The sequence below is a fragment of the Pseudomonas syringae group sp. J309-1 genome, assembly GCF_032582135.1.
Classification (GTDB): Bacteria; Pseudomonadota; Gammaproteobacteria; order Pseudomonadales; family Pseudomonadaceae; genus Aquipseudomonas; species Aquipseudomonas quasicaspiana.
Map to the genome: position 1 here is coordinate 1 of NZ_JAWHNU010000078.1, position 22,360 is coordinate 22,360.

Consider the following 22,360-nt stretch of genomic DNA (forward strand, 5'->3'; position numbering starts at 1 on the left):
GGGCAAGCGCGCTCCTACAGGGTCCGTGTTTGCTGCGCGACAGCGTGGTGTCAGGGACACCGGGGCGACTCCCACAGGGATTTGCGACAGGCCAACACTCATGGCTGACCTTGTACCGTTATTAATCTCAGCCCTGATCCTCGGTCTGCTTGGTGGCGGTCACTGCCTGGGCATGTGCGGCGGGTTGATGGGTGCACTGACGCTGGCGATTCCGAAGGAGCAACGCAGCCGACGTTTCCGACTGCTGCTGGCCTACAACCTTGGAAGGATTTTGAGCTACACCTGCGCAGGTCTGCTGACCGGCCTGGCAGGCTGGGCCGTGACCAACAGCCCTGGCGCAACGACCTTGCGAGTCATCGCCGCACTGCTGTTGATCACCATGGGCCTGTATCTGGCCGGATGGTGGAGCGGCCTGACCCGTATCGAACGCCTGGGCCGCGGGCTGTGGCGCTATATCCAGCCACTGGCAAGTCGCTTGCTGCCAGTGTCGAGCCTGCCTCGGGCTCTGTTGCTCGGCGCACTGTGGGGATGGCTGCCGTGCGGTCTGGTTTACAGCACGCTGCTCTGGTCAGCGAGTCAGGGTAACGCCATCGACAGCGCCCTGCTGATGCTGGCTTTCGGTGTCGGCACCTGCCCGGTGCTGCTGGCTACCGGCCTTGCGGCAGAGCGCACGACCGCGTTGTTGCGTCAGCGTGGCGTACGCATGGCGGGTGGCCTGCTGGTGATTGCCTTCGGACTCTGGACCCTGCCCGGCCCGCATCAGCACTGGTTGATGGGCCATTGATCCATATCAAAGGATCGAGCGCGCACTTCCCTAGACTGACCGACACTGCCAGCCTACCCAGGGAACGCCAACATGCTCGACGCCATCCGTTGGGATTCTGATCTGATTCGCCGCTACGATCTGGCGGGCCCCCGTTACACCTCCTACCCCACAGCGGTGCAATTTCACACTCAGGTCGGCGCTTTCGACTTCTTGCATGCGCTTCGCGACAGCCGCAAGGCCATTCGTCCCCTGTCGCTCTACGTGCATATCCCGTTCTGCGCCAACATTTGCTACTACTGCGCATGCAACAAAGTCATCACCAAGGATCGTGGTCGCGCCCAGGTTTATCTGCAAAGGCTAGAGCATGAAATCCAGATGATCGCCAGCCACCTTGATCCTGGTCAGGTCGTCGAACAACTGCACTTTGGCGGGGGCACGCCGACCTTTCTCAGCCACGACGAACTGCGTCAGTTGATGAGCCATCTGCGCCAGCACTTCAACCTGCCGGACGATGACTCCGGCGACTACGGCATCGAAATCGACCCGCGCGAAGCTGACTGGTCAACCATGGGCCTGCTGAGGGAGCTGGGTTTCAACCGGGTCAGCCTTGGGGTGCAGGATCTGGATCCGCAGGTTCAGCGTGCGGTGAACCGCTTGCAGAGTCTGGAAGAAACCCGGGCAATTATCGAAGCCGCACGGACCTTACAGTTTCGCTCGGTCAACATCGACCTGATCTACGGCCTGCCTAAACAGACGCCGCAGGGCTTTGCCCGCACAGTGGACGAAATCATTGCCCTGCAACCCGACCGGTTGTCAGTGTTCAATTACGCGCACCTGCCCGAGCGCTTCATGCCGCAACGGCGCATCGACAGCAACGATCTGCCTGCGCCGGGAGCCAAGCTACAGATGCTTGAAAATACCATTGAACAATTGACCAAAGCCGGATACCGCTACATCGGCATGGATCACTTCGCCCTGCCCGACGATGAACTGGCCATTGCGCAGGAAGAATCGACCCTGCAACGCAACTTCCAGGGCTACACCACACATGGCCACTGCGACCTGATTGGATTAGGGGTCTCGGCGATCAGCCAGGTTGGTGATCTTTACAGCCAGAACAGCAACGACCTGGCTGACTATCAAAGCCAGTTGGCCAGTGACCAGTTGGCAACCAAGCGTGGCCTGATCTGCAATCAGGACGATCGCCTGCGCAGAGCGGTGATTCAGCAATTGATCTGCCATTTCAGTCTGGATTTCGCCGATATCGAAACCCGGTTCGATATCGACTTTCGGGCTTCTTTCAACGATTTGTGGCCGCAGCTCAGCAGCATGGCCAGCGACGGGCTGATCAGCCTGGAATCCACAGGCGTTCAGGTGCTGCCCGCGGGCCGATTGCTGGTGCGCTCGGTATGCATGGTGTTCGATGCCTACCTGACCCAGCAGAATCGCCAGCGTTTTTCACGGGTGATATGAACGGCGCTGACCTGTAGGAGCTGCCGAAGGCTGCGATGTCGGTGTGTCAGAAGGATCGCTTTCGCAGCCTTCGGCAGCTCCTACAGGACGGGCCGCTCGCTTACATCTTGGCCAGCATCAGCATGCTGGCCTTGGCTTTATCGTCCGACTTCAGCTGTAGCGCGTTCATGACGTTGGACAAATCACCAGCGGAGGTACTGATCTGACGCTGATAAACCGCCGAAACGGTTTGCAGTGCAGCCGCTTTGGCCTGGCGCATATCGGGGCTTAAGGACTTGTCGTTCAGGGTCTTTTGCAACTCGGTATTCGATTGCGCCAGCCTTTTCTGGGTATCACGCAACGAGATGAGGGCCTTCTGCACCGGGTCAGGCAAACCACTTTGCTTGATATCAGCATTGGCCGAACCCGTTAACGCCGCACGCGCCAGGCCGGCCGGCGAAAGATTGACTTCTACGCTCTGCGAGGCTGGCGCAGTCGGCGTGCTCTGTGGAGCGGCCTTTTCGGCACCGGTTTTCTGCGCGGCGGCATTGGATGCCAGAAAAGCCCGACTGATGGCGGTAAGCGCGGATGACCACATGAGCGGCGACCTGTTCAAGATGCGGATTAACCAGAACTATCGACCAATGCACGCAAAGCTTGATAGCCATCCGGCGGCTCGTCACTGGTCTGAACAGTCCCGGGTGAGTTACCCTTATGACTTATGTGTGATTAACCACAAGGAATAAAGTGATGCCCGAGCCAGTCAAAGTACGCGCTCATACCCAGGCCCATTGCAAGGATTGCAGTCTGGCTCCGCTGTGCTTGCCACTTTCCTTGAATCTCGACGACATGGATGCCCTGGACCAGATCGTCAAACGCGGCCGACCGCTGAAAAAAGGCGAGTTCCTGTTCCGTCAGGGTGACACGTTCGGTTCGGTTTACGCGGTACGCTCCGGCGCACTGAAAACCTTCAACATCAGCGACGGTGGCGAAGAACAACTGACCGGCTTCCATTTGCCCAGCGAACTGGTGGGCATGTCGGGTATGGACGCCGAAGCCTATCCGGTTTCGGCCCAGGCGCTGGAAACCACCTCGGTCTGCGAAATTCCCTTCGAGCGTCTGGACGAGTTGTCCGTGCAATTGCCACAACTGCGTCGTCAGTTGATGCGGGTCATGAGCCGGGAAATCCGTGACGATCAGCAAATGATGTTGCTGTTGTCGAAAAAGAACGCGGACGAGCGCATCGCGACATTTCTGGTCAACCTGTCCGCACGCTTCCGTGCCCGGGGCTTCTCGGCCAACCAGTTCCGCCTGAGCATGTCGCGCAACGAAATCGGTAATCATCTGGGGCTGGCGGTGGAAACCGTTTCCCGTGTGTTCACCCGTTTTCAGCAAAACGAATTGATTGCAGCTGAGGGCAAAGAGATCACAATCCTTGATCCGATCCAGCTCTGCGCACTGGCAGGCGGGGCTATCGAAAGCTGAGGGTGCGATTCAGGGCTGGCGCCTTTAGACTAGGCCATCGATACAAACCTCCAGCTCTGGACCCATTTGATGATTTTCGACGAAGCCAGCTTTAAATCCTTGATTCGCCCGGTAGTGGACTTTCCCAAGCCGGGCGTCATCTTTCGCGATATCACCCCGCTGTTCCAGTCTCCCAAGGCTACGCGCCTTGTGATGGACAGCTTCGTGCAGCGCTACATAGAGGCTGACTTCAGCCATATCGGCGTGATGGACGCACGGGGTTTTCTGATCGGTTCAATTGTGGCTTATGAACTGAACAAGCCGCTGATCCTGTTTCGCAAGCAAGGCAAATTGCCTGCTGACGTACTGTCAGAGGGTTATCAGACTGAATACGGTGAGGCATTTCTAGAAGTGCATGCCGACAGCCTGTGCGATGGCGACTCCGTGGTGATGTTCGACGACCTGATCGCCACTGGCGGAACGCTTATCGCTGCTGCCAACTTGATCCGCCGCATGGGCGCGAAGATCCACGAAGCCGCTGCGATCATAGATCTGCCGGAATTAGGCGGTTCGAAACGTCTGCAAGACCTGCAGATTCCAACATTCTGCCTGACCAGCTTTGGGCTGACGGAGTAATTCGCTGCTCGACCTAATGCAGGGTGATGCAGGATTCCTGTGGGAGCGAATTCATTCGCGAAGGCGGAGGGTCATCTACAAAAAATTATTGAGTACGACCCATTCGCGAATGAATTCGCTCCCACAGTAAATCGCATTTCAATCCAGAGATGAATGCGCGGCCTGATTAAGTATCAGTGCTTACAACGCAATCGGCTTACGCCCTGCAAACGAGTGCGCCAGCGTCCCGCCGTCCACCAGTTCCAGCTCGCCACCCAGTGGCACGCCATGAGCGATGCGTGAGGTGATCAGACCTTTGTTGGTCAGCAACTGCGCGATGTAGTGTGCGGTGGCTTCGCCCTCGACCGTAGGATTGGTCGCCAGGATGACTTCACTGAAGGTCCCCTGCTCGTTGATGCGTGCCAGCAGTTGAGGAATACCAATGGCTTCCGGGCCCAGCCCGTCCAGTGGTGACAAGTGGCCTTTGAGCACGAAGTAGCGCCCGCGATAACCGGTCTGCTCCACGGCGTAAACATCCATCGGCCCTTCCACCACGCACAGCAGTGTGTCGTCGCGGCGATTGTCCGAACATTGCGGGCACAAATCGTCTTCGGTCAGGGTGCGGCACTGCCGACAGTGCCCAACACCTTCCATCGCCTGGCTCAACGCCAGCGCCAGCCGTGAACCGCCACTGCGATCACGCTCAAGCAATTGCAGCGCCATGCGTTGCGCAGTTTTTTGACCGACACCCGGCAGTGTACGCAGGGCATCGATCAGTTGGCGAATCAGTGGGCTGAAGCTCATGGAGAAAGGTCCGACAAAAACACAAGACGCGGTTTATACCCGCGCCCTGCCTGTAGCGTCAATCAAGGGTTACGTCATGCGTCTGAGACGTGAACCACCAACTTGCCAAAGTTGCGTCCTTCCAGCAGACCAATAAAGGCTTCTGGCGCCTGCTCAAGGCCCTGCACTACGTCTTCACGGAATTTGATCTTGCCCTGTGTGACCAGTGGCGTCATTTCCCGGAAGAACTCTTCGTGGCGATCACCGTATTCTTCAAACACGATAAACCCCTGCATGCGGGCACGCTTGGTCAGCATCGTACGCAACAGCAGCGGCAGATCGTTTGGCCCTTCCGGTACGCCCTGGGCGTTGTACTGCGCAATCACGCCACACACGGGAATCCGTGCCCGGGGGTTGAGCAGCGGCAATACTGCATCGAAGACCTTACCGCCCACCAACTCGAAATAGATGTCGATACCTTTACCGCAGGCCTGCTTCAACTCTTCTGCAAAGTTGTCGCTCTTGTGGTCGATACAGGCGTCGAAGCCCAGCTCGTCAACAACATAACGGCACTTTTCTGCGCCACCAGCAACGCCCACCACTCGCAGGCCCTGCAACTTGGCCACCTGACCCACCACAGAGCCTACAGCGCCTGACGCCGCGGCAACGACGAGTGTTTCGCCTGCCTGTGGCTTGCCGATGTCCATCAATCCCATGTAAGCGGTCATGCCAGGCATGCCCAATACGCCTACAGCCATGGAATCGCTAGGCAGGTCTTTCGGAATGACTTTCAATGCAGCACCATCATTGATGCTGTGAGTCTGCCAGCCGGTCTGGCCAACTACGCGGTCGCCGACCTTAAATGCAGGATTACGCGACTGCTCGACGATGCTGACCGCACCGCCTTCCATTACCGCGTCGATTTCCACCGGATCGGCATAAGACGGTGCATCGCTCATGCGTCCGCGCATGTAGGGGTCCAGTGAAAGATAAAGGGTGCGCAACTGCACCTGCCCTTCCTGCAGATCGGGCAGCGCTTCACGCTCCAATCGGAAGTTCTCCGGGGTCGGTGCACCGGTCGGACGCGAGGCCAGGACAATTCGCTGGTTAAGAATCAATTCTTGGGTCATCAAAGCGGCTCCTTGGAAATGAATTCTATGGGGTATGCAGAAGCAGACCATCGTGAGGCGGGGGCGTTCGATTGGATACCATGGCCCTGTTGGAGCGAGGCTTGCCCGCGAAGAAATCAACCGGGTTCATCTGCCCCACCGCAGCGCCTGTATCGCGGGCAAGCCCGGCTCCAACGGATCAGCGCGAAATCTCTGTGGGAGCTGAGCTTGCTCGCGAAGACATCAACCGGATTCATCTGCCCCCCCGCAGCGCCTGCATCGCGGGCAAGCCCGGCTCCCACAGATGAACACCGTCTCCTGTTGGAGCGAAGCTTGCCCGCGAAGAAATCAACCGGATTCATCTGCCCCACCGCAGCGCCTGTATCGCGGACAAGCCCGGCTCCCAAAGATGAGCATCGCCTCCAGTTGGAGCGAGGCTTGCCCGCGAAGAAATCAACCGGATTTATCTGCCCCACCGCAGCGCCTGTATCGCGGGCAAGCCCGGCTCCAACGGATCACCGCCACCTCTTGTGGGAGCGAGGCTTGCCCGCGAAGAAGTCAACCGGGTTCATCTGTTCCACCCTTGAAAACAAAAATGCCAGGCACTTGGCCTGGCATTTTTGGGGAACAACCTGCAATCAGAACGGCAGCTTCATGCCCGGCGGCAATTGCATGCCAGCGGTCATGCTGGAAGTCTTTTCCTGGCTGGCCTGTTCGATTTTGCGTACCGCGTCGTTGACAGCGGCAGCGATCAGGTCTTCCAGAACTTCTTTGTCTTCCTGCATCAGGCTGTCATCCAGATTGATGCGCTTGACGTCATGGCGACCGGTCATCACGACGCTGACCAGGCCTGCGCCCGATTGGCCGGTGACTTCGGCATTGGCCAGTTCTTCCTGCATCTTGGCCATTTTTTCCTGCATTTGCTGCGCCTGCTTCATCAGGCCAGCCATGCCACCTTTCATCATGGGATATCTCCTCGAAAGTTGATTGTGTTAGCGGGTAGGAAACCATTCGGCCTCCCACCGTCAGTTAATGAGTCTGAGCCACCGGGGCATCCACGGGCTTAATCGTATCCTCCCGGATCACTGCGCCAAACTGTTCAAGCATCTGCTGGATGAACGGATCAGCATGAATCGACGCCTCTGCCTGCCGCTGACGCTCCACGCGCAACCGCGAAGCCGCCTGCGCAGGGGTTTCCTGCTCGGGCTTGATCAACTCGATCTTGAGGTTGATCGTGCGCCCGGTAAATTGATTCAGGCCATCGTTGATACGGCGCAACTGGGTTGCGTTGAACAAGGCACTGTGCCCCGGATCCAGGTGCAGCAACCAGTCATCACCGTCCATCGCGACCAGCGTGCAGTTGGAGGCAATGCTGCTGGTCATCCCGGAAATCGGCAACTTGTTAAACATGTCCAGCCATTCAGCAGCCAGACCCGTCGCTGGTTTGGCCGCCGGAGCCGGTTCAGGTTCGACCTCTTCAGTGACGGTTTCGTGCGCCAGTTCATCGAGGAAACTATAGGACGCGGGATCGATGTCCACATCCGGCTCAACATAATCATCATCCGGTGGCGGCTCGTCATCGCGATCCATCGGCGCGGGCACGTAAGCATCGGGGATGGCTTCAAGCATTGCGGGCGTCACGGCCTGCTCGGCAAAGGCCTCAGGCTGTGGCGCTTCCACCTCCGGCGCATCCGGCACCGGACTGGCTGGCGCGGGACCTGGCATCGGAGTGAGTTCCGGCTGTTCAGCGACGGTATCCAGCACTGGCTCGGCGAACAGTTCCTGGGCAGGCGTAGCAACCGGCTCAGGTTCGGATTTTTCCTCGGCTGCTGGCGGCAACGCTTGCGGCTCGTTCCAAGGCAGGTCAACCTCTTCGACCGGCTCAGGCTCACGAGCGGCAGGCACAGGAGTCGGCGCAACTGCCTGCGACTCAGCCTCGACAATCGGCTCGGCGACCGGCGCTGCAACAACAGGAGCGGCGGCCTGGACGGGAGCAACGGCTACCGGCGCGACAGCTGTCGCACCGGCCACTTGTTGTGGGGAATCAACTGTGGCCGGGTTGATTCCCACTGTCTTTAGCGGCTGCCTCGGGGCATCACTGCTGTCTGCGGGACGGAACGCCAACATCCGCAGCAGGACCATTTCGAAGCCGCCGCGCGGATCCGGTGCCAATGGCAGATCGCGTCGGCCGATCAAACCCATCTGGTAGTAAAACTGTACGTCTTCGGCAGGCAATGCCTGGGCCAGCGCAAGCACCCGGTCGCGGTCGCCGTGGCCGTTATCGACACCTTCGGGCAGCGCCTGGGCAATCGCCACGCGGTGCAGCACGTTGAGGATTTCCGACAACACGCCATTCCAGTCAGGGCCCTGTTCGGCCAAATGTCGGACGGCTTCGAGCAAACTGCGGGCATCGCCGTCGATCAAGGCAGTCAGCACATCGAACACCTGCCCGTGATCCAGCGTACCGAGCATCGCACGTACATCGGTAGCCATGACCTTGCCTTCGCCAAAGGCAATCGCCTGATCGGTGAGGCTCATGGCATCGCGCATTGAGCCGTCGGCGGCACGCCCCAACAACCACAGCGCGTCGTCTTCAAAAGGCACATTTTCGACGCCCAGCACATGGGTCAAATGCTCGACCACGCGCTCCGGCGTCATGTTTTTCAGGGAAAACTGCAGGCATCGGGACAAAATCGTCGCGGGCAGTTTTTGCGGATCAGTGGTCGCCAGGATGAATTTGACGTACGGGGGCGGCTCTTCAAGCGTCTTTAGCAGGGCGTTGAACGAGTGGCTGGAAAGCATATGCACTTCGTCGATCAGGTAGACCTTGAAGCGCCCGCGGCTCGGAGCGTATTGCACGTTATCCAGCAGTTCGCGGGTGTCCTCGACCTTGGTGCGGCTTGCGGCGTCGATCTCGATCAGGTCGACAAAGCGCCCTTCGTCAATCTCGCGACACACCGAACAGGTACCACAGGGCGTCGAAGTAATGCCTGTTTCGCAGTTCAGACACTTCGCGATAATCCGCGCGATAGTAGTCTTGCCCACCCCCCGGGTGCCGGTGAATAGATAGGCATGGTGCAGGCGCTGACTGTCCAGGGCATTGATCAGGGCCTTCAGCACATGGGTCTGGCCGACCATTTCGCGGAACGAGCGCGGACGCCATTTACGTGCAAGAACCTGATAACTCATGGAAAACCGTCGCAACTGGGAAGCGGAAGACCGCTAATGCTAGCGGAGCAGGGGCAAAATTGCATCTGGTGTCCTCCTCTATTCTGACTAAGCTGTGCAAATGGATGTGAAGACACGCCGTAATCGGGTCTTTAGAGAGCGTTTTATACATGGCTCGTAGTTGAGGGACCTACTATGCGACGAATCCGCGTCAGTCTCGTAACGCTATTGCTGATGATTGCCTTGCCTGTGGAGGCGACAGAACCGCCCCTGCGGTTTTCGGTAGCGGACAGCTGGTCGATGCCACTGGTCCAGCTGGACAATCATCAACCGACATCCGGAATTCTGTACGACATCATGCAAAGCCTCGCGCGTCAGGTAGGCCGTGAAGCTGAATACCGCGTAATGCCGCGCCCGCGGGTTCAGGGGGCGCTGGAGCGTGGCGAAATCGACATTCGTTGCTATGCAGCACAAGCCTGGGTGCCGAATCTCTCGGGGGATTACTTCTGGAGTCTACCGATCCTCTATCAGCGCGACTTGCTGATCGCCTCCGCCGCAACCGCCGCAGGGCCCTACCCCGAACAGTTCGATAACGAAACCATTGGCACCGTGCTGGGCTACAACTACCCCGACCTGCAATACCTGTTCGATAACCACCAACTGGTTCGCGAGGACGCCCGCAGTCAGGAGCAGACACTGCGAAAACTTGTTGCGGGACGCTACCACTACGCAGTAGCCAGCCAACTGGTGCTGGACTGGCTCAACCGTGACTTACCCGCCGATGAACAACTGAAATCCGTTGCCCTTATCGCTGATCAGCCGGCTGGCTGCATTATCCGTAACGATCCGGGCCTGCCAACGCAGAAAATTCTGCGCACGCTGGTACGCATGAGGGTTTCGGGTGAAATCCAGCAAATCGTTGATCGTTACACGGCGCCACGCACGTGAAAACAACCCCGGACACAGCGTATAGAAGGCGCTGTCGCAATACCGTCATATAGCGTGGATACGCTCGCCTGAAATATTTGGCAACATTTATCCTGGGCAGGTAATCCACGATGAGCGACAAACCGGACGATAACTCGCAGACCGACCCTGGCCGCCGCCGCTTTCTGGGCGGCATGGCTGCATTAGGGGCCGGCATGACACTGAGCGGCTATGCAACGGCTCAGGAAAAACCACCTGCATCAACGCCTGCCGTCGCACCTCTGACCGGTATGGCGCTTGATAAGGCGCTGCGCGACAACGTCAAAACCATCGTGGTGATCTACGCCGAAAACCGCAGCTTCAATAATCTGTTCGGTAATTTTCCCGGTGTGGAAAAGCCGCTGTCATCGCTGAAACCCGCCGACTATGAGCAGCGCGATCGGGATGGCTCATTGCTGAAGACCCTGCCACCGGCCTGGGGCGGCGTTCTGCAAATGGGGCCACAAACGGTTGACGGAGTGAGTTATCCCGCTGGCGGGCAGTTTCAGGAAAACCTGCCGAATGCGCCCTTCCCGCTCAAAGGCATGAACGGCGAAGACTTGCCTCTGAGCCTCGTGACCCGGGACCTGTGGCATGTGTTCTATCAGAACCAGATGCAGATCAACGGCGGCAAGAATGACCGCTTCGTCGCTTGGGCCGATTCGGGTGGTCTGCCCATGGGCTACTACGCACAAAGCCAGTATTCGTTGCGCCTGTGGGACGTCGCCAGGGAATTTGTGCTCTGTGACAACTTCTTCCAGGGTGCCTTTGGCGGCTCATTCCTCAACCACCAATACCTGATTGCCGCCACCGCGCCGATTTACCCGGATGCTGCCAATTCGGCGGCTAAATCACAGATTGCCCGATTGCAGAGCGATAACCCGAAAGATCCGCGCCTCAAGCCACTGGAGCAGTCCCCGGCCAGCGCCATGACCGGCGCACCGCAATTCGGCCCCAGCGCACTGACGCCTGATGGCTTTGCGGTTAACACTCTGGCACCGCCGTTCTGGCCAACCTGGCTGCGTGATCCGGCAAAACCGGACTATTCCAAGCCTGACCTGCCTAACGTGCTGGTGCCGCAGACTCACGAGCACATTGGCGACAAGCTTTCGAAAAAGGACATCGACTGGGCGTGGTACGCGGGCGCCTGGCAGGTCACGCTGGATGAATTCAAGGACTCTACCGGCATTCCGAAGATCCCTAACTTCCAGTACCACCACCAACCGTTCAATTACTTTGTACAGCAAGGCCCGCAAAACCCGGCCGAGCGCAAAAAACGCCTGCGCGATGGCGGGTTGGGCGATGAAGTCAGCAGCAATAAATTCCTTGCCGATGCCGAAGCAGGCAAGTTGCCTGCCGTGACGTTCTACAAGCCTCAGGGCAATCTGAACATGCACGCCGGATACGCTGACGTCGCGGCTGGTGATCGACATATTGACCGGGTGATCAAGGTGCTGCGTAACAGCCCGCAGTGGGAAAACATGGTCATCGTCATCACGGTGGACGAAAACGGCGGCTGGTGGGACCACGTAGCGCCACCGCAAGGCGATCGCTGGGGGCCGGGCACGCGCATTCCGGCATTGGTAGTCTCGCCTTTCGCCCGTAAAGGCACGGTGGATCACACTGTTTACGATACTGCCTCGATCTTGCGCCTGATCACCCGGGTCCACGGCCTGGAAAAGCTTGATGGTCTCAAGGAGCGCGATCAAGCGATGACCGCTCGCGGGCAGACGCCCATGGGCGATCTGACCAACGCGCTGCACTTTCCCGCGTGATGAGCTGATTCATGGCGACGTACGTTGACCCGTAGGACCGAATTCATTCGGGAAGGCGGCATTTCAAGCGATACATCAGTTGCGGATGTACCGGCCCCTTCGCGAATGAATTCGCTCCCACGGATTTGTGTTTGCAGGCCAACATAGAATCTCCCGCAGAACCGGCGCAGCCCCATAGGACCAGCTTTAGCCGGGAGGAAGTCTGAATATTCGCTAAATTTTCTTTGGCGATGCACCGCTCACCCGGCCAGGACCACCTGATTACGCCCCTGCTGCTTGCCCTGATATAACGCCTGATCCGCTCGCTTGAGGGCGCTTTCAAAGCTTTCTCCCGAACGGATTTGGCTCACAGCCAGGGTTGCCGTAACGGTCAGCGGCCCCTGATCCACTTGCCCGACCCATTCGCGGATGCGCAACAGGATTCGATCAGCCACGGCCTGCGCCGCTTCTTCAGAGGCATCGGGCATCAACACCAGAAATTCCTCGCCGCCCCAGCGAGACGCCACATCTGTCGCACGCACATTGCTGCTGATGGCGTCAGCCACCCGCTGAAGGATCAGGTCACCCTGCTCGTGGCCCAGGCGGTCGTTGATCTGTTTGAAGTGGTCGACGTCCAGCAGAATAATCGCTGAGGGCACCGAATCGGCCAACTGCCGTACACCGAGCATTACCCTGCGTCGGGTGTAAAGGTTGGTCAGACTGTCGCGGTTGGCGGTCTGAAACAGGCTCAGTTGCATGGACCGCGTGAAGCGTACCGACAGAGCGGTGCCATGTAATAAAACACCGACCGCAGTCAACACATTGATGATGCCGAGTACATCCAGTAGCTGCGGGGACACGCCAGAATTTATCCCCATGTATCCACGTAGAGCGAAGCCGCCCACCGATATCACAAGAATTGCCAGGTTAAGCAACAGCCGTACCCGGCGCGCACTCTGGAAACTGAATGCGATGATCGGAATCACGCAATAAAGGTAGAAGTAGAAATTACTGTTCCAGCCCAGCACCCAGGTCGCCAGCAACGCGTGAAGGATGATTTCTCCACTCATCAGCATGCCAGCCAGGCTGTAATGCCCGGCGCGGATGGCTCTGAGGCACGCCACATACGCCAGAATGCTGAAGCCGTTGCCCACCGCCAGCAAAGGGACTTTCAGCGCACTGAACAAGACAAACAGGACGAGATGAATACAAAAAGCAATCTGCACGATGGGCACGATGTGCTGCCAGAACTGTGCGGTGGTTTCACGCAACAGTTGCGCACGGTCACTCGCCGATAGGGTGTTCATGAAGCAGCCTCAGTGGGGTGATGCATCGCAGCCGCAGCAGTCAGGCGAGGAGCGAATCAGCATTGTATTTATGTCAGGTTATCGGCGGACATCAAGTGGGCTTGATGTCGGTCACAGAGAGGGTCTGTTGGTTCGGGTACTACGAGCACATGATGGCACATTGAGTTCCCCAAGCCTGGCGCCTCATGCCGTTTTCGTGCAGATGAACAACCTAGCTATCCACAATCAACGACAGCAGATCCGTTGAGCCGACATCGACTCCGGCCTGCGTCAGCAACGTTGTCGCCTGCCCGCGATGATGGGTCTGATGATTGAAGAAGTGGATCAGTAAGCCATAGAAATCTCGCGCTGCCGCAATCCCGGCGGTATTGGTGTAGTGCAGCACAACGTCCAGATCATCCTCTTGCAGCTCTGTGGCCCACTCGATGATGGCCTGATCAATCCATCTGCGCTGCAAGGTCAGTTCCGCCAGGTTGTTGAAAACCTGCTCGTTCAGGGCCTGAGGATTACGTAAACCACACACTCTATCCAGCGCTGGAAACCCTGCCGGGTGCCGTGCGAAGCGCTTGAGCCAGATGGTGTCTGCCACCAGCAGATGGTTCAGCGTTCCCAGAATTGAACCGAAGAATGCATTGCGGTTTGCGTTCAACGCTTCCGCCGGCAAGCTTGCAGCAGCGAAATACAGCTTGTCGTTCATCCAGAGATTGTATCTGGCCATCAACTGGAGATGATCAAGGCGGGTCAAGGCAAAAGCTCCGGGCAATCGGGTGATGCCTCCAAGTTTGCCAGTTCTGAAGGATGTGCGCGCCAACTTGCTGGATCCACCGTCAGAAAAACCGAACGACTCGACACCCTCCCACTCTCAACTTCATGCCGATAACTTCCCCACTTAAAAGGTCAGGTCATGATTGAGATCAACAGCTACACCACCGTGAAACGACGCGAGCGCGTTCCCCACGACATTTTCGCCACCTATTGGCGTGACGTGCATGGCCCGCTCTGCTCACGGCTACCGGGACTTGGCTTGTATATTCAACACCACTTTTCCCGCAATCAGGACGCCCATCTGTGGCCGTTGGCCGATGGCATTAAAGAGATAGGCGACTACGAGCTGGATGGCGGCGTCGAAATCGGATTCGCCTCCGCCCAGGATCAAAAACAGTTCCAGGCCGTCTGCCCAATACTGTTCTCGGACGAACAGAACATGTTCGAGGAAACCCTGGCCTACGACCTGCCAGACGGTTCGGCAACCGTGGTCAATCGCCTGAACGACGAAAAATTTAACGGCACTGACAGATTCGACCGGATTCACGTGCATTTCAGCCCGCGCACCAGCCTTGCCACGTTGCATGAATACATTGCCAATGATCTGGCCAAGGTGCTGGCCGGTGCAGAAGAAGTCTTGAAGTTACGCCTGCACCTGAATCACCCGTTCAACAACGATGGCATGCATCCCCCGGCCCCCAACGTTGCGCATCACGCCGACACCGCGCGCGCAGAACTAGTGGTGATGGAAATAGCCTTCGAGAGCCCACTGGCCCGGCGTCGTTTCTTCGAAAGCCCGGTGTTTCAGGCCACCCTGGCAGGACAATCTGAACACATCGCCCAGCTCAAAGCCTTTGCGGTCTCCGGACTCTACACCTACGTGCGCGACGGTGAGATCACCACGGCTGGCCTGCGTGGCAGCCGTGCAGCTGAACTGATCGAGTATCTGGGGGCAGTGAATCAGCGAACGCCGGAAGTTGAGCATCTGCTGCTGAAAGGCGTGTTGAGCGCTACTGAAAGCAAGACGCTTGCAGATCAACTCAAGTAAGAACCTGAACACCTGATTTGGCTGTTGCACTTTAAACACAGGATCTGTAGGAGCTGCCGAAGGCTGCGATCGCGGTGTATCAGGAGAAACGCATCGCAGCCTTCGGCAGCTCCTACAGAAAATGCATTTCAGTCCAATGGCTTGCATGTTTTTTGATGAGCCAACGCGCGGCTTCATGGGCCGCTTCTGGCCGTCTGCAAGGCAGGCCCTATACCCAACAGTTATTTGACCATTTGATCAACTCTGCCTAGGGTAGCGGGCCTTGTTCAAGACCGAGACACCTGCAACCGATATGACCAGCATGACCCACCGCTCCAAACTACCGCCTGACGTCTACCTGCTTGCGTTGACGATCTTCTCCCTGGTGACCGCAGAATTCATGGTTGCCGGGATGATGCCTGCGCTGGCCGATGCCTTTTCGGTCAGCCTGGCGCAAGTAGGCAACCTCATCGCCTTCTATGCCCTGGGCATGGCATTGGGCGGGCCTCCTGTCACGGTATTACTGCTCAGCCGGGGCATCAGCAACAAGCGTGCGCTGGTTGGACTGCTGGCGGTCTATGTAGCCGCCGGGATTCTGGCCGCAATAGCGACAAGCTACCCCGTACTGGCCTTTGCGCGAATCCTGATGGGCGTGGCAAGCGCCGCGTGCATCGGGCTATGCCTCACGGTGTGTGCAGGAATGGTCGCGCGCGAAGTTCGAGGTCGCGCCGTGTCGGTGGTGCTCGCGGGCCTGATGCTGTCCCCGGTCGCAGGGGTTCCGATGACTGCCTGGGTCGAGCACCATTATGGCTGGCGTGCCAGCTCCTGGCTGGTCGTAGGCCTGGCGCTGATCTGTAGTGCCCTTGCGGCGGCGCGCCTGCCGACCAGTGAAGCAGGCAGCGAACCGGCGCTAAGCCGACAGTGGGCCACACTGAAAAACCCGAGCCTATGGGGCGCTTACGTCACCAGCGGCCTGATTATCGGTGCCACTTTTGCAGCCTTCAGTTATTGCACTCCGATCCTGATTCAGGAAGTGGGTCTGGAGCCGGGCCATGTCGCCCCGATGCTGGCCTTGTATGGCTTGGCTAATCTGCTGGGCAACATGATCGTCGGGCGCATCGCGGACCGATACACCTTCCAGGCCCTCGGCTGGGGTCTGCTTTTGCTGGTGCTCGCGTTGACGGGCTTCGCGCTGGCGGGCGATCACCTCTGGCTGAACCTGACCTGCTTCATCCTGCTGGGCCTGACAGGCGTGGCGCTCAACCCGGCAATGGTCGCACGTGTGATGAAGGCCGCTGAGCCCGGCGCGCTGGTCAACACACTGCACACCTCGGTGATAACCGCCGGGCTTGCATTCGGCAGTTGGGCTGGAGGCACGGCCATTGATGCAGGCTATGGCCTGCGTGCTCCGCTGTGGGTCGGCGCAGCACTCGCGTTGCTGGGGCTGCTCAGCCTGGCGCGGCCACTGGCGGCACGCAGTGCTGCCAGGTCTTGCGCGTAACACCCCTTGGTGTGCAAGTCGTCGCAATGCGCGACGGCTGATTCATCGAGCTCGATGCAATGCCCCGCCGTGATGCATCGCCAGATGCCCGGTCTTGTCACTCTTGACCTCATATTGAGGATCATCTTTCGAGGCCGGTCGGTGTTTGCCCATGAACTCCACGTCTTTTGTGTGGACTTTGGTCACTTTGCCATGGATCTCACCTGCTTCGGAGTTCCAGCGCACGGCGTCGCCTTTCTTGAATGATGTAGTCATCGAATACTCCTGGCAATAAAAGCTCTCGCCATAAAAAAGATAGGGGTTATCGGATTACTCAGGCAGTGCCGTTACTTATCGAGCCAGCGCCGACAGAGAAATTCACTTTTATCGCACCGATGGTTATTGCCTCGCAGAAATGTTGTATCCGGCGCTCTGAAATATCTGCGCAAACGCATACAATCCTGCCCTTATCCAACATCAGAAAGGCCCACCGATTCATGTCGCTCGATCCACCCACGCTGCTGGTCCTCACCATCGCACTCGCCGCAGCGGCCTCACTCTATCTGGCAGTCGAGTGGCGCACTGTGCGTGAGTCTTCACTCCTGTTCTGGAGTGCCGGTTTCGCAACGATCAGCTTAGGATCAACCCTCGCCTTATTGCGCGCGAGCGGTTTTTTGCTGATCGGCATATGGGTGGCAAACGGCCTCTTGGTGGCGGCCCACGCCCTGTTTTTATTAGGTGTGGCACGTTTTACGGAAACGCGTCTATCACGGACCTGGTACCTGATTCCCGTGGCCTGGCTTGTACTGCTTCTACTGCCAGCCGATCCGTCGTGGTCGAAAGTCATGCTGGTGGTCAACTCTCTGCTGGTCGCCCTGTTGACGTTGAGAGCCAGCGCCCTCCTGCGTCCCCATGGCAGCTCGCTGAGTATCGGAGCCGTTCAGCTACGTTACGTGCTAATGGTTCATGGCCTTTTCTATATTGCCAAGGCGATACCGGCAGTATTGCCGGGCACATTGATCGACCTCGCCGCGTTTCGTGGCGAGATCATTCAGATTTCACTCGTTGAAGGCGCCATGGCAATCATGCTGATTGCACTTTCCATGACCGGAACCGAACGCTACCGGCGAGAAAAGCGTATCGCCCGGCTGGCCGCCCGAGATCCATTGACGGCGCTGTATAACCGCCGGGCACTTGAAGTCCGGGCTCCGCGCCTGCTCGATCAGGTAACAAGCGCTCGACCCGGCGCTCTGCTGCTGATTGATATCGACAACTTCAAACTGGTCAACGACCTGTTCGGGCACAATGCAGGCGACCGATTGCTGGTCACCCTGAGCGAGATGGTCCGCTCAGTTCTGCCCGAAGGCGCGCTGGCGGCACGACTGGGCGGTGATGAGTTCGTCATTTTGTTGAGTAACGCCTCTCGCGAGACGGTGCTGGCGCTCGGCAATGAGCTGCGCAGCCAGTTTCACACAACCACCTCACAAACTTTCATCACGCCTCAGGCGGTTACCCTGAGTATCGGTGCCAACCTCTTCGAGCACCCTCCTGCCAGCCTGGCGGCATTGATCGAACAGGGTGATGCGGCGCTTTACACCTCCAAACGTGAGGGGCGCGACAGCATTCGCGTGGTCGACACGCGTAACGATTCAGCCCAGGCGCATTAACCATCCGGATCCGCAACTTTGCATTACGCTCTATCCCCACGCAGCGATGCATGACATAGCGCTAAACCTTGTAGGAAGCATCGTTTCAATCTGTAGGAAGTACGGTTAAAGTGTCGCCCCCGAGAAATTGGATCCCGGGTTTTCCGCTATGGAGTTTTCCCCAGTGAAGTACATCAGCAAAGTTGCCGCGTCCGCAGTTCTTGGTCTTGCTCTGGCAGGCTGCACCGGCACCGCGATCAAATCCCCGCACTACGACAGCAACCAATACACCGTACTGGGCCACAGTGAGGCTAGCGCCACTGGCCTGATGTTGTTCGGTATCATCCCGATCCGTCAGAACAGCCGCTTCGTCCGTGCTCAGAAATCCGCCATCGACGCTAAAGGCGGTGACGCGATGATCAACACTCAAGTTCAGGAAAACTGGTTCTGGGCCTGGGTTCTGAGTGGTTACACCACCACTATCTCCGGTGATGTCATCAAGCTGAAAAACGCGCAGTAACAGCGCGCTGTGATCTTCAGTTGAATAAACGAGCGATGTCACAAGACTGCTCGTCTAAAGAAAACGCCGCTTGTCTCGATAAAGAGAAAGCGGCGTTGTTGTTTCTGTGACCTTGATTCAGTCCGATACACCCGCACCCGACGGCCCGTTTTAGCCCGAGATTCAACGCACCGTTGGAACCGACTTCGATGTGGACAAGTCATAAACGCGTTAACGACCTGATCAACGCCCTTGTTTATTAGAGAAAAGCGGGATAGCCAGCTGCGCTACCGAGGATTCGTGCGTGCGCGAACCCGGTATTTCTGACCTGATGCGGTCATCAAGGAGCAACAATGCCAACGTGGGAAATGCTTTGAAAGATCTGACTCGCGAAGAGCTTGAGGCTGAAGTCGTGCGCCTGCGCAAAGCCCTTGAGGACGCTGGAGTCAATCCACAGCATCCCGTTGAAATGCCGATTAATTGCAGCCCCGCCGAACCTGCCAGCGACACAGCAGCGAGTGCAGCATCCTCAGTGCAGGACAGCCCCACCGCGCTCGCCAGCAGCGAAACGCGCCAGCAGGCGATCTTCGAAAGCGCCATCGACATCGCGATGATCGTAACCAGTCCGGACGGGATCATCACCGACTGGAACCCTGGTGCCGAATTGGTATTGGGCTGGACCAGCGACGAAATGCTGGGCCAGACAGCTGAACGTTTCTTCACCCCGGCAGACCGCGCCAGCGGCCAGATAGAGCGCGAAATGCGCTACGCCCTAAAGGACGGGCGGGCCCTGGATGAGCGGTGGCATCTGCGCAAGGGTCATAAAAAGTTCTGGGCATCCGGCGAGATGATGCCGCTGTATGACGATGACAACGCCCACCTTGGCTTCGTCAAGATTTTGCGCGACCGCACCAATGAGCATCTGGCAGGCCTGGCGATAGAAGAAACCCAGGAGCGGTATCGACTGGCGGCCAAAGCAACCAACGATGCCATCTGGGACTGGGATCTATTCGCCAACGAGGTGCTGTGGAACGAAGCACTGGAAGAAGCTTATGGTCACCCCCTGGCCACTATCGAGACCACCGGTGAGTGGTGGATCGCCCAGATTCATCAGGATGACAGGGTACGTATCCACGACTCTATCCATGCTCTGATCGATGGCACCGACTGTGCCTGGACTGAGAGTTACCGCTTCCGTCGTCAGGATGGCTCCTACGCCGATGTCCTGGATCGCGGGCATGTGATACGCAACGCCGAAGGCCAGGCCGTACGGATGATCGGCGCAATGCTCGACCTGTCCCTGATGCGCACTGCAGAAAACGCCTTGCGTCGAAGTGAAGACCGATTCAGAACCATTCTGGAAACGATTGAGTCAGCGTTCGCGATTGTCCAGGTCAAGTTTGATGCCGACGACCAGCCGATCGACTACCGCTTCGTCGAGGCCAACCCCGCTTTCGAACGTCAGGCCGGGGTCAACCTGCGCGGCAAATGGGTGACTGAGTTCGCTCCGGATCTGGAGCGCTTCTGGTTCGAGACCTACGGGCATGTTGCCAAGACCGGGGAACCAGCCACGTTCGAAAACTATGCCGAAGCTTTCAAACGCTGGTTTGACGTGCGGGCCGTCAGCGTGGGGGACCTTGCCGACAGACAGATCGCGATTATCTTCAGTGACGTCACGGAGCGGCGCAACGCTCAGGAACGCTTGCGGGTCAGCGAAGCGATTGCCCGGCAAAACGTGGAGCGTGTGCAACTGGCACTGGCAGCCGGCGCTATTATCGGCACATGGCACTGGGACGTACCCAACGACCGCATCACCATCGACGAAGGCTTCTCACATGCCTTTGGACTTGACCCGGCGCTGGGGCTTGAAGGGCTGAGCATCGCGCAAGTGACTGACTCTGTTCATCCGGAAGACTTGCGCAGTCATGAGGAAGCAATCAGCACGGCGTTGGCCAAGGGTGGTGCCTACGTTCATCAGTGCCGCGTGCGGCGCGCCGATGGCAAATACTATTGGATCGAAGCCAACGGACGGGTCGATCTGGCAGCGGACGGCAGCCCGGCAAGCTTGCCGGGCGTGGTCATCGACGTAGAAAGCCGGCGCTCCATCGAAGCCGAACGTGACCGGGCGACTGCCGCGTTGCGTGCACTCAACGAAACACTGGAGCTACGTGTCGCTGAGCGAACCGTCGAGCTGATGCAGGCGGAAGAGAAACTGCGTCAGTCGCAGAAAATGGAAGCAGTCGGCCAACTGACTGGCGGGCTGGCGCATGATTTCAATAACCTGCTGGCCGGTATCTCCGGTGCCCTTGAGCTGATGAGCTCGAGAATCGCTCAGGGCCGCTGGACCGAAACCGAGAAATACATCAGCACGGCACAGGGAGCTGCAAAACGCGCCGCTGCGTTGACTCATCGCCTTCTGGCCTTCTCCCGTCGGCAAACCCTCGATCCGCGGCCAACCAACGTGAATGCCTTGACGGTGGGCATGGGTGAACTCATCCAGCGCACAGTGGGCCCGAGCATCGCCGTGCAATTTGCAGGCAAAGAGGATGTCTGGCCAACGCTGGTTGACAGCAGCCAACTGGAAAATGCCCTGCTGAATCTGTGTATCAATGCCCGTGATGCCATGCCGGAGGGCGGACGCATCACGATTGAGACCGAGAACCTGTGCATGGGTCGTAACGCGGCCAGCACTCACGAAATGCGCGAAGGCGAGTACCTAGCGCTGAGTGTCACGGACACCGGCACTGGCATGACGCCTGAAGTCATCGCAAAAGCCTTCGACCCGTTCTTTACCACCAAGCCGATTGGCCAGGGCACGGGTCTTGGCCTGTCCATGATTTATGGGTTCGCCAAGCAATCGGGCGGACAGGTGCGCATCCATTCGCAGGTCGGTGTGGGTACAAAAATCAGCATTTACCTACCCCGTTACGACGGTGAAGCCACTGAAGATCCACGCGAGTCGGACAAGACATCGGTTGCGCCAGCGGACTCTGGCGAAACCATTCTGATCGTGGATGACGAGCCGACGGTGCGCATGCTGTTGATGGACGTCCTCAGCGATCTCAACTACCGCGTGATCGAGGCCGGTGACAGCGTCGCCGGGCTCAAAGTGCTGCGTTCCGACGTACACATCGACCTGCTGATCACCGACGTAGGGCTACCGGGCGGCATGAACGGTCGGCAGATGGCTGACGCGGGCCGGGAAGTCAGGCCCACGCTGAAAACCCTGTTCATCACCGGCTACGCCGAAAATGCTGCCATCGGCGACGAACAACTCGGCCCGGGGATGCAAGTACTGACAAAACCCTTCGCCATCGACACCCTCACCTCCCGTGTGCGGGAGCTGATCCGGTCGTAGCAAAAAGCACCCCACTGATCCATGTGGGAGCCGGGCTTGCCCGCGAAGAACGATAACTCGGTGTGCCTGACAGACCGAGGCGCCTGTATCGCAGGCACGCCTCGCACACATAGATCTGCGCAATCCTGTGGGAGATGCCCCGGTGTCCCTGACACCACGCTGTCGCTAAGCAAACGGATGACCCTGTAGGAGCCAACTTGT

The 22,360-nt window shown here is 58.3% G+C and carries 19 protein-coding genes; 11 read left to right on the forward strand and 8 right to left on the reverse strand.

The genetic code is table 11. From position 1 onward, the window contains the following. Positions 1-100: 100 nt before the first annotated feature. Positions 101-784, forward strand: coding sequence for a sulfite exporter TauE/SafE family protein (locus tag RX972_RS26710; protein ID WP_316879956.1), 684 nt, complete (start codon positions 101-103; stop codon positions 782-784). Positions 785-856: 72 nt separating this feature from the next. Next, positions 857-2,239, forward strand: coding sequence for an oxygen-independent coproporphyrinogen III oxidase (gene hemN / locus RX972_RS26715; RefSeq protein WP_316879958.1), 1,383 nt, complete (start codon positions 857-859; stop codon positions 2,237-2,239). 100 nt (positions 2,240-2,339) lie between these two features. On the opposite strand, the gene RX972_RS26720 is transcribed toward hemN, so the two are convergent. Beyond that, a complete protein-coding gene (locus tag RX972_RS26720) occupies positions 2,340-2,816 on the reverse strand; it encodes a chemotaxis protein (RefSeq protein ID WP_316879959.1) in 477 nt (158 codons plus the stop codon). A gap of 152 nt (positions 2,817-2,968) precedes the next feature. Here RX972_RS26720 and fnr point away from each other — a divergent pair, with 152 nt between their 5' ends. Both fnr and RX972_RS26730 read left to right on the forward strand, forming a co-directional pair. Then, positions 2,969-3,703, forward strand: coding sequence for a fumarate/nitrate reduction transcriptional regulator Fnr (gene fnr, locus RX972_RS26725; protein WP_316879960.1), 735 nt, complete (start codon positions 2,969-2,971; stop codon positions 3,701-3,703). Positions 3,704-3,772: 69 nt separating this feature from the next. Beyond that, entirely contained in the window at positions 3,773-4,318 is a 546-nt protein-coding gene (locus RX972_RS26730; RefSeq protein WP_027900957.1) for an adenine phosphoribosyltransferase, read from the forward strand. A 180-nt stretch (positions 4,319-4,498) separates the two neighbouring features. On the opposite strand, the gene recR is transcribed toward RX972_RS26730, so the two are convergent. The 4 genes from recR to dnaX all read right to left on the reverse strand — a co-directional run bounded on the left by recR (position 4,499) and on the right by dnaX (position 9,378). After that, complete coding sequence (gene recR, locus RX972_RS26735) at positions 4,499-5,101, reverse strand: recombination mediator RecR (RefSeq protein ID WP_027900956.1); 603 nt, start codon at positions 5,099-5,101, stop codon at positions 4,499-4,501. A 74-nt stretch (positions 5,102-5,175) separates the two neighbouring features. Next, positions 5,176-6,210, reverse strand: coding sequence for an NADP-dependent oxidoreductase (locus RX972_RS26740; protein ID WP_122705272.1), 1,035 nt, complete (start codon positions 6,208-6,210; stop codon positions 5,176-5,178). Between the two features lie 617 nt (positions 6,211-6,827). After that, entirely contained in the window at positions 6,828-7,154 is a 327-nt protein-coding gene (locus tag RX972_RS26745; protein ID WP_027900954.1) for a YbaB/EbfC family nucleoid-associated protein, read from the reverse strand. 64 nt (positions 7,155-7,218) lie between these two features. Beyond that, positions 7,219-9,378, reverse strand: a complete 2,160-nt coding sequence (dnaX, locus tag RX972_RS26750; protein ID WP_316879967.1) for a DNA polymerase III subunit gamma/tau — start codon at positions 9,376-9,378, stop codon at positions 7,219-7,221. A gap of 213 nt (positions 9,379-9,591) precedes the next feature. Between dnaX and RX972_RS26755 the strand changes: the two genes are divergently transcribed. Both RX972_RS26755 and acpA read left to right on the forward strand, forming a co-directional pair. Next, positions 9,592-10,305, forward strand: coding sequence for a substrate-binding periplasmic protein (locus tag RX972_RS26755; protein WP_231673646.1), 714 nt, complete (start codon positions 9,592-9,594; stop codon positions 10,303-10,305). 110 nt (positions 10,306-10,415) lie between these two features. After that, complete coding sequence (acpA, locus tag RX972_RS26760) at positions 10,416-12,098, forward strand: acid phosphatase (RefSeq protein WP_316879970.1); 1,683 nt, start codon at positions 10,416-10,418, stop codon at positions 12,096-12,098. Positions 12,099-12,337: 239 nt separating this feature from the next. Here acpA and RX972_RS26765 read toward each other — a convergent pair whose 3' ends face one another. Together RX972_RS26765 and RX972_RS26770 are read right to left on the reverse strand one after the other, a co-directional pair. Then, positions 12,338-13,384, reverse strand: coding sequence for a GGDEF domain-containing protein (locus tag RX972_RS26765; protein WP_316879972.1), 1,047 nt, complete (start codon positions 13,382-13,384; stop codon positions 12,338-12,340). Positions 13,385-13,595: 211 nt separating this feature from the next. Further along, positions 13,596-14,129, reverse strand: a complete 534-nt coding sequence (locus RX972_RS26770) for a DinB family protein (RefSeq protein WP_122396529.1) — start codon at positions 14,127-14,129, stop codon at positions 13,596-13,598. Between the two features lie 159 nt (positions 14,130-14,288). Here RX972_RS26770 and RX972_RS26775 point away from each other — a divergent pair, with 159 nt between their 5' ends. Both RX972_RS26775 and RX972_RS26780 read left to right on the forward strand, forming a co-directional pair. Further along, a complete protein-coding gene (locus RX972_RS26775; protein ID WP_316879975.1) occupies positions 14,289-15,197 on the forward strand; it encodes a hypothetical protein in 909 nt (302 codons plus the stop codon). A 262-nt stretch (positions 15,198-15,459) separates the two neighbouring features. Then, positions 15,460-16,677 (forward strand): MFS transporter, encoded by a 1,218-nt coding sequence (locus RX972_RS26780; protein WP_316879977.1) that lies wholly within the window; start codon positions 15,460-15,462, stop codon positions 16,675-16,677. Between the two features lie 42 nt (positions 16,678-16,719). Here the strand turns inward: RX972_RS26780 and RX972_RS26785 are convergent, their stop codons facing one another. Then, positions 16,720-16,932: a DUF2945 domain-containing protein gene (locus RX972_RS26785; RefSeq protein WP_316879979.1), complete on the reverse strand. Its 213-nt coding sequence runs from the start codon at positions 16,930-16,932 to the stop codon at positions 16,720-16,722. A gap of 221 nt (positions 16,933-17,153) precedes the next feature. Between RX972_RS26785 and RX972_RS26790 the strand changes: the two genes are divergently transcribed. The 3 genes from RX972_RS26790 to RX972_RS26800 all read left to right on the forward strand — a co-directional run bounded on the left by RX972_RS26790 (position 17,154) and on the right by RX972_RS26800 (position 22,159). After that, positions 17,154-18,323, forward strand: coding sequence for a GGDEF domain-containing protein (locus RX972_RS26790; RefSeq protein WP_122396531.1), 1,170 nt, complete (start codon positions 17,154-17,156; stop codon positions 18,321-18,323). 163 nt (positions 18,324-18,486) lie between these two features. Then, on the forward strand, positions 18,487-18,822 hold the full coding sequence (locus RX972_RS26795; RefSeq protein WP_316879985.1) for a hypothetical protein: 336 nt from the start codon (positions 18,487-18,489) through the stop codon (positions 18,820-18,822). 310 nt (positions 18,823-19,132) lie between these two features. Then, positions 19,133-22,159, forward strand: coding sequence for a PAS domain-containing protein (locus RX972_RS26800; RefSeq protein WP_316879987.1), 3,027 nt, complete (start codon positions 19,133-19,135; stop codon positions 22,157-22,159). Positions 22,160-22,360 lie beyond the last annotated feature (201 nt).

Bases quoted from the DNA above. Each gene is read 5' to 3' on its own strand.
- RX972_RS26710 (WP_316879956.1), top strand. From the start codon at position 101: ATGGCTGACCTTGTACCGTTATTAATCTCAGCCCTGATCCTCGGTCTG.
- hemN (WP_316879958.1), top strand. From the start codon at position 857: ATGCTCGACGCCATCCGTTGGGATTCTGATCTGATTCGCCGCTACGAT.
- RX972_RS26720 (WP_316879959.1), bottom strand. From the start codon at position 2,816: ATGTGGTCATCCGCGCTTACCGCCATCAGTCGGGCTTTTCTGGCATCC.
- fnr (WP_316879960.1), top strand. From the start codon at position 2,969: ATGCCCGAGCCAGTCAAAGTACGCGCTCATACCCAGGCCCATTGCAAG.
- RX972_RS26730 (WP_027900957.1), top strand. From the start codon at position 3,773: ATGATTTTCGACGAAGCCAGCTTTAAATCCTTGATTCGCCCGGTAGTG.
- recR (WP_027900956.1), bottom strand. From the start codon at position 5,101: ATGAGCTTCAGCCCACTGATTCGCCAACTGATCGATGCCCTGCGTACA.
- RX972_RS26740 (WP_122705272.1), bottom strand. From the start codon at position 6,210: ATGACCCAAGAATTGATTCTTAACCAGCGAATTGTCCTGGCCTCGCGT.
- RX972_RS26745 (WP_027900954.1), bottom strand. From the start codon at position 7,154: ATGATGAAAGGTGGCATGGCTGGCCTGATGAAGCAGGCGCAGCAAATG.
- dnaX (WP_316879967.1), bottom strand. From the start codon at position 9,378: ATGAGTTATCAGGTTCTTGCACGTAAATGGCGTCCGCGCTCGTTCCGC.
- RX972_RS26755 (WP_231673646.1), top strand. From the start codon at position 9,592: ATGATTGCCTTGCCTGTGGAGGCGACAGAACCGCCCCTGCGGTTTTCG.
- acpA (WP_316879970.1), top strand. From the start codon at position 10,416: ATGAGCGACAAACCGGACGATAACTCGCAGACCGACCCTGGCCGCCGC.
- RX972_RS26765 (WP_316879972.1), bottom strand. From the start codon at position 13,384: ATGAACACCCTATCGGCGAGTGACCGTGCGCAACTGTTGCGTGAAACC.
- RX972_RS26775 (WP_316879975.1), top strand. From the start codon at position 14,289: ATGATTGAGATCAACAGCTACACCACCGTGAAACGACGCGAGCGCGTT.
- RX972_RS26785 (WP_316879979.1), bottom strand. From the start codon at position 16,932: ATGACTACATCATTCAAGAAAGGCGACGCCGTGCGCTGGAACTCCGAA.
- RX972_RS26790 (WP_122396531.1), top strand. From the start codon at position 17,154: ATGTCGCTCGATCCACCCACGCTGCTGGTCCTCACCATCGCACTCGCC.
- RX972_RS26800 (WP_316879987.1), top strand. From the start codon at position 19,133: ATGCGGTCATCAAGGAGCAACAATGCCAACGTGGGAAATGCTTTGAAA.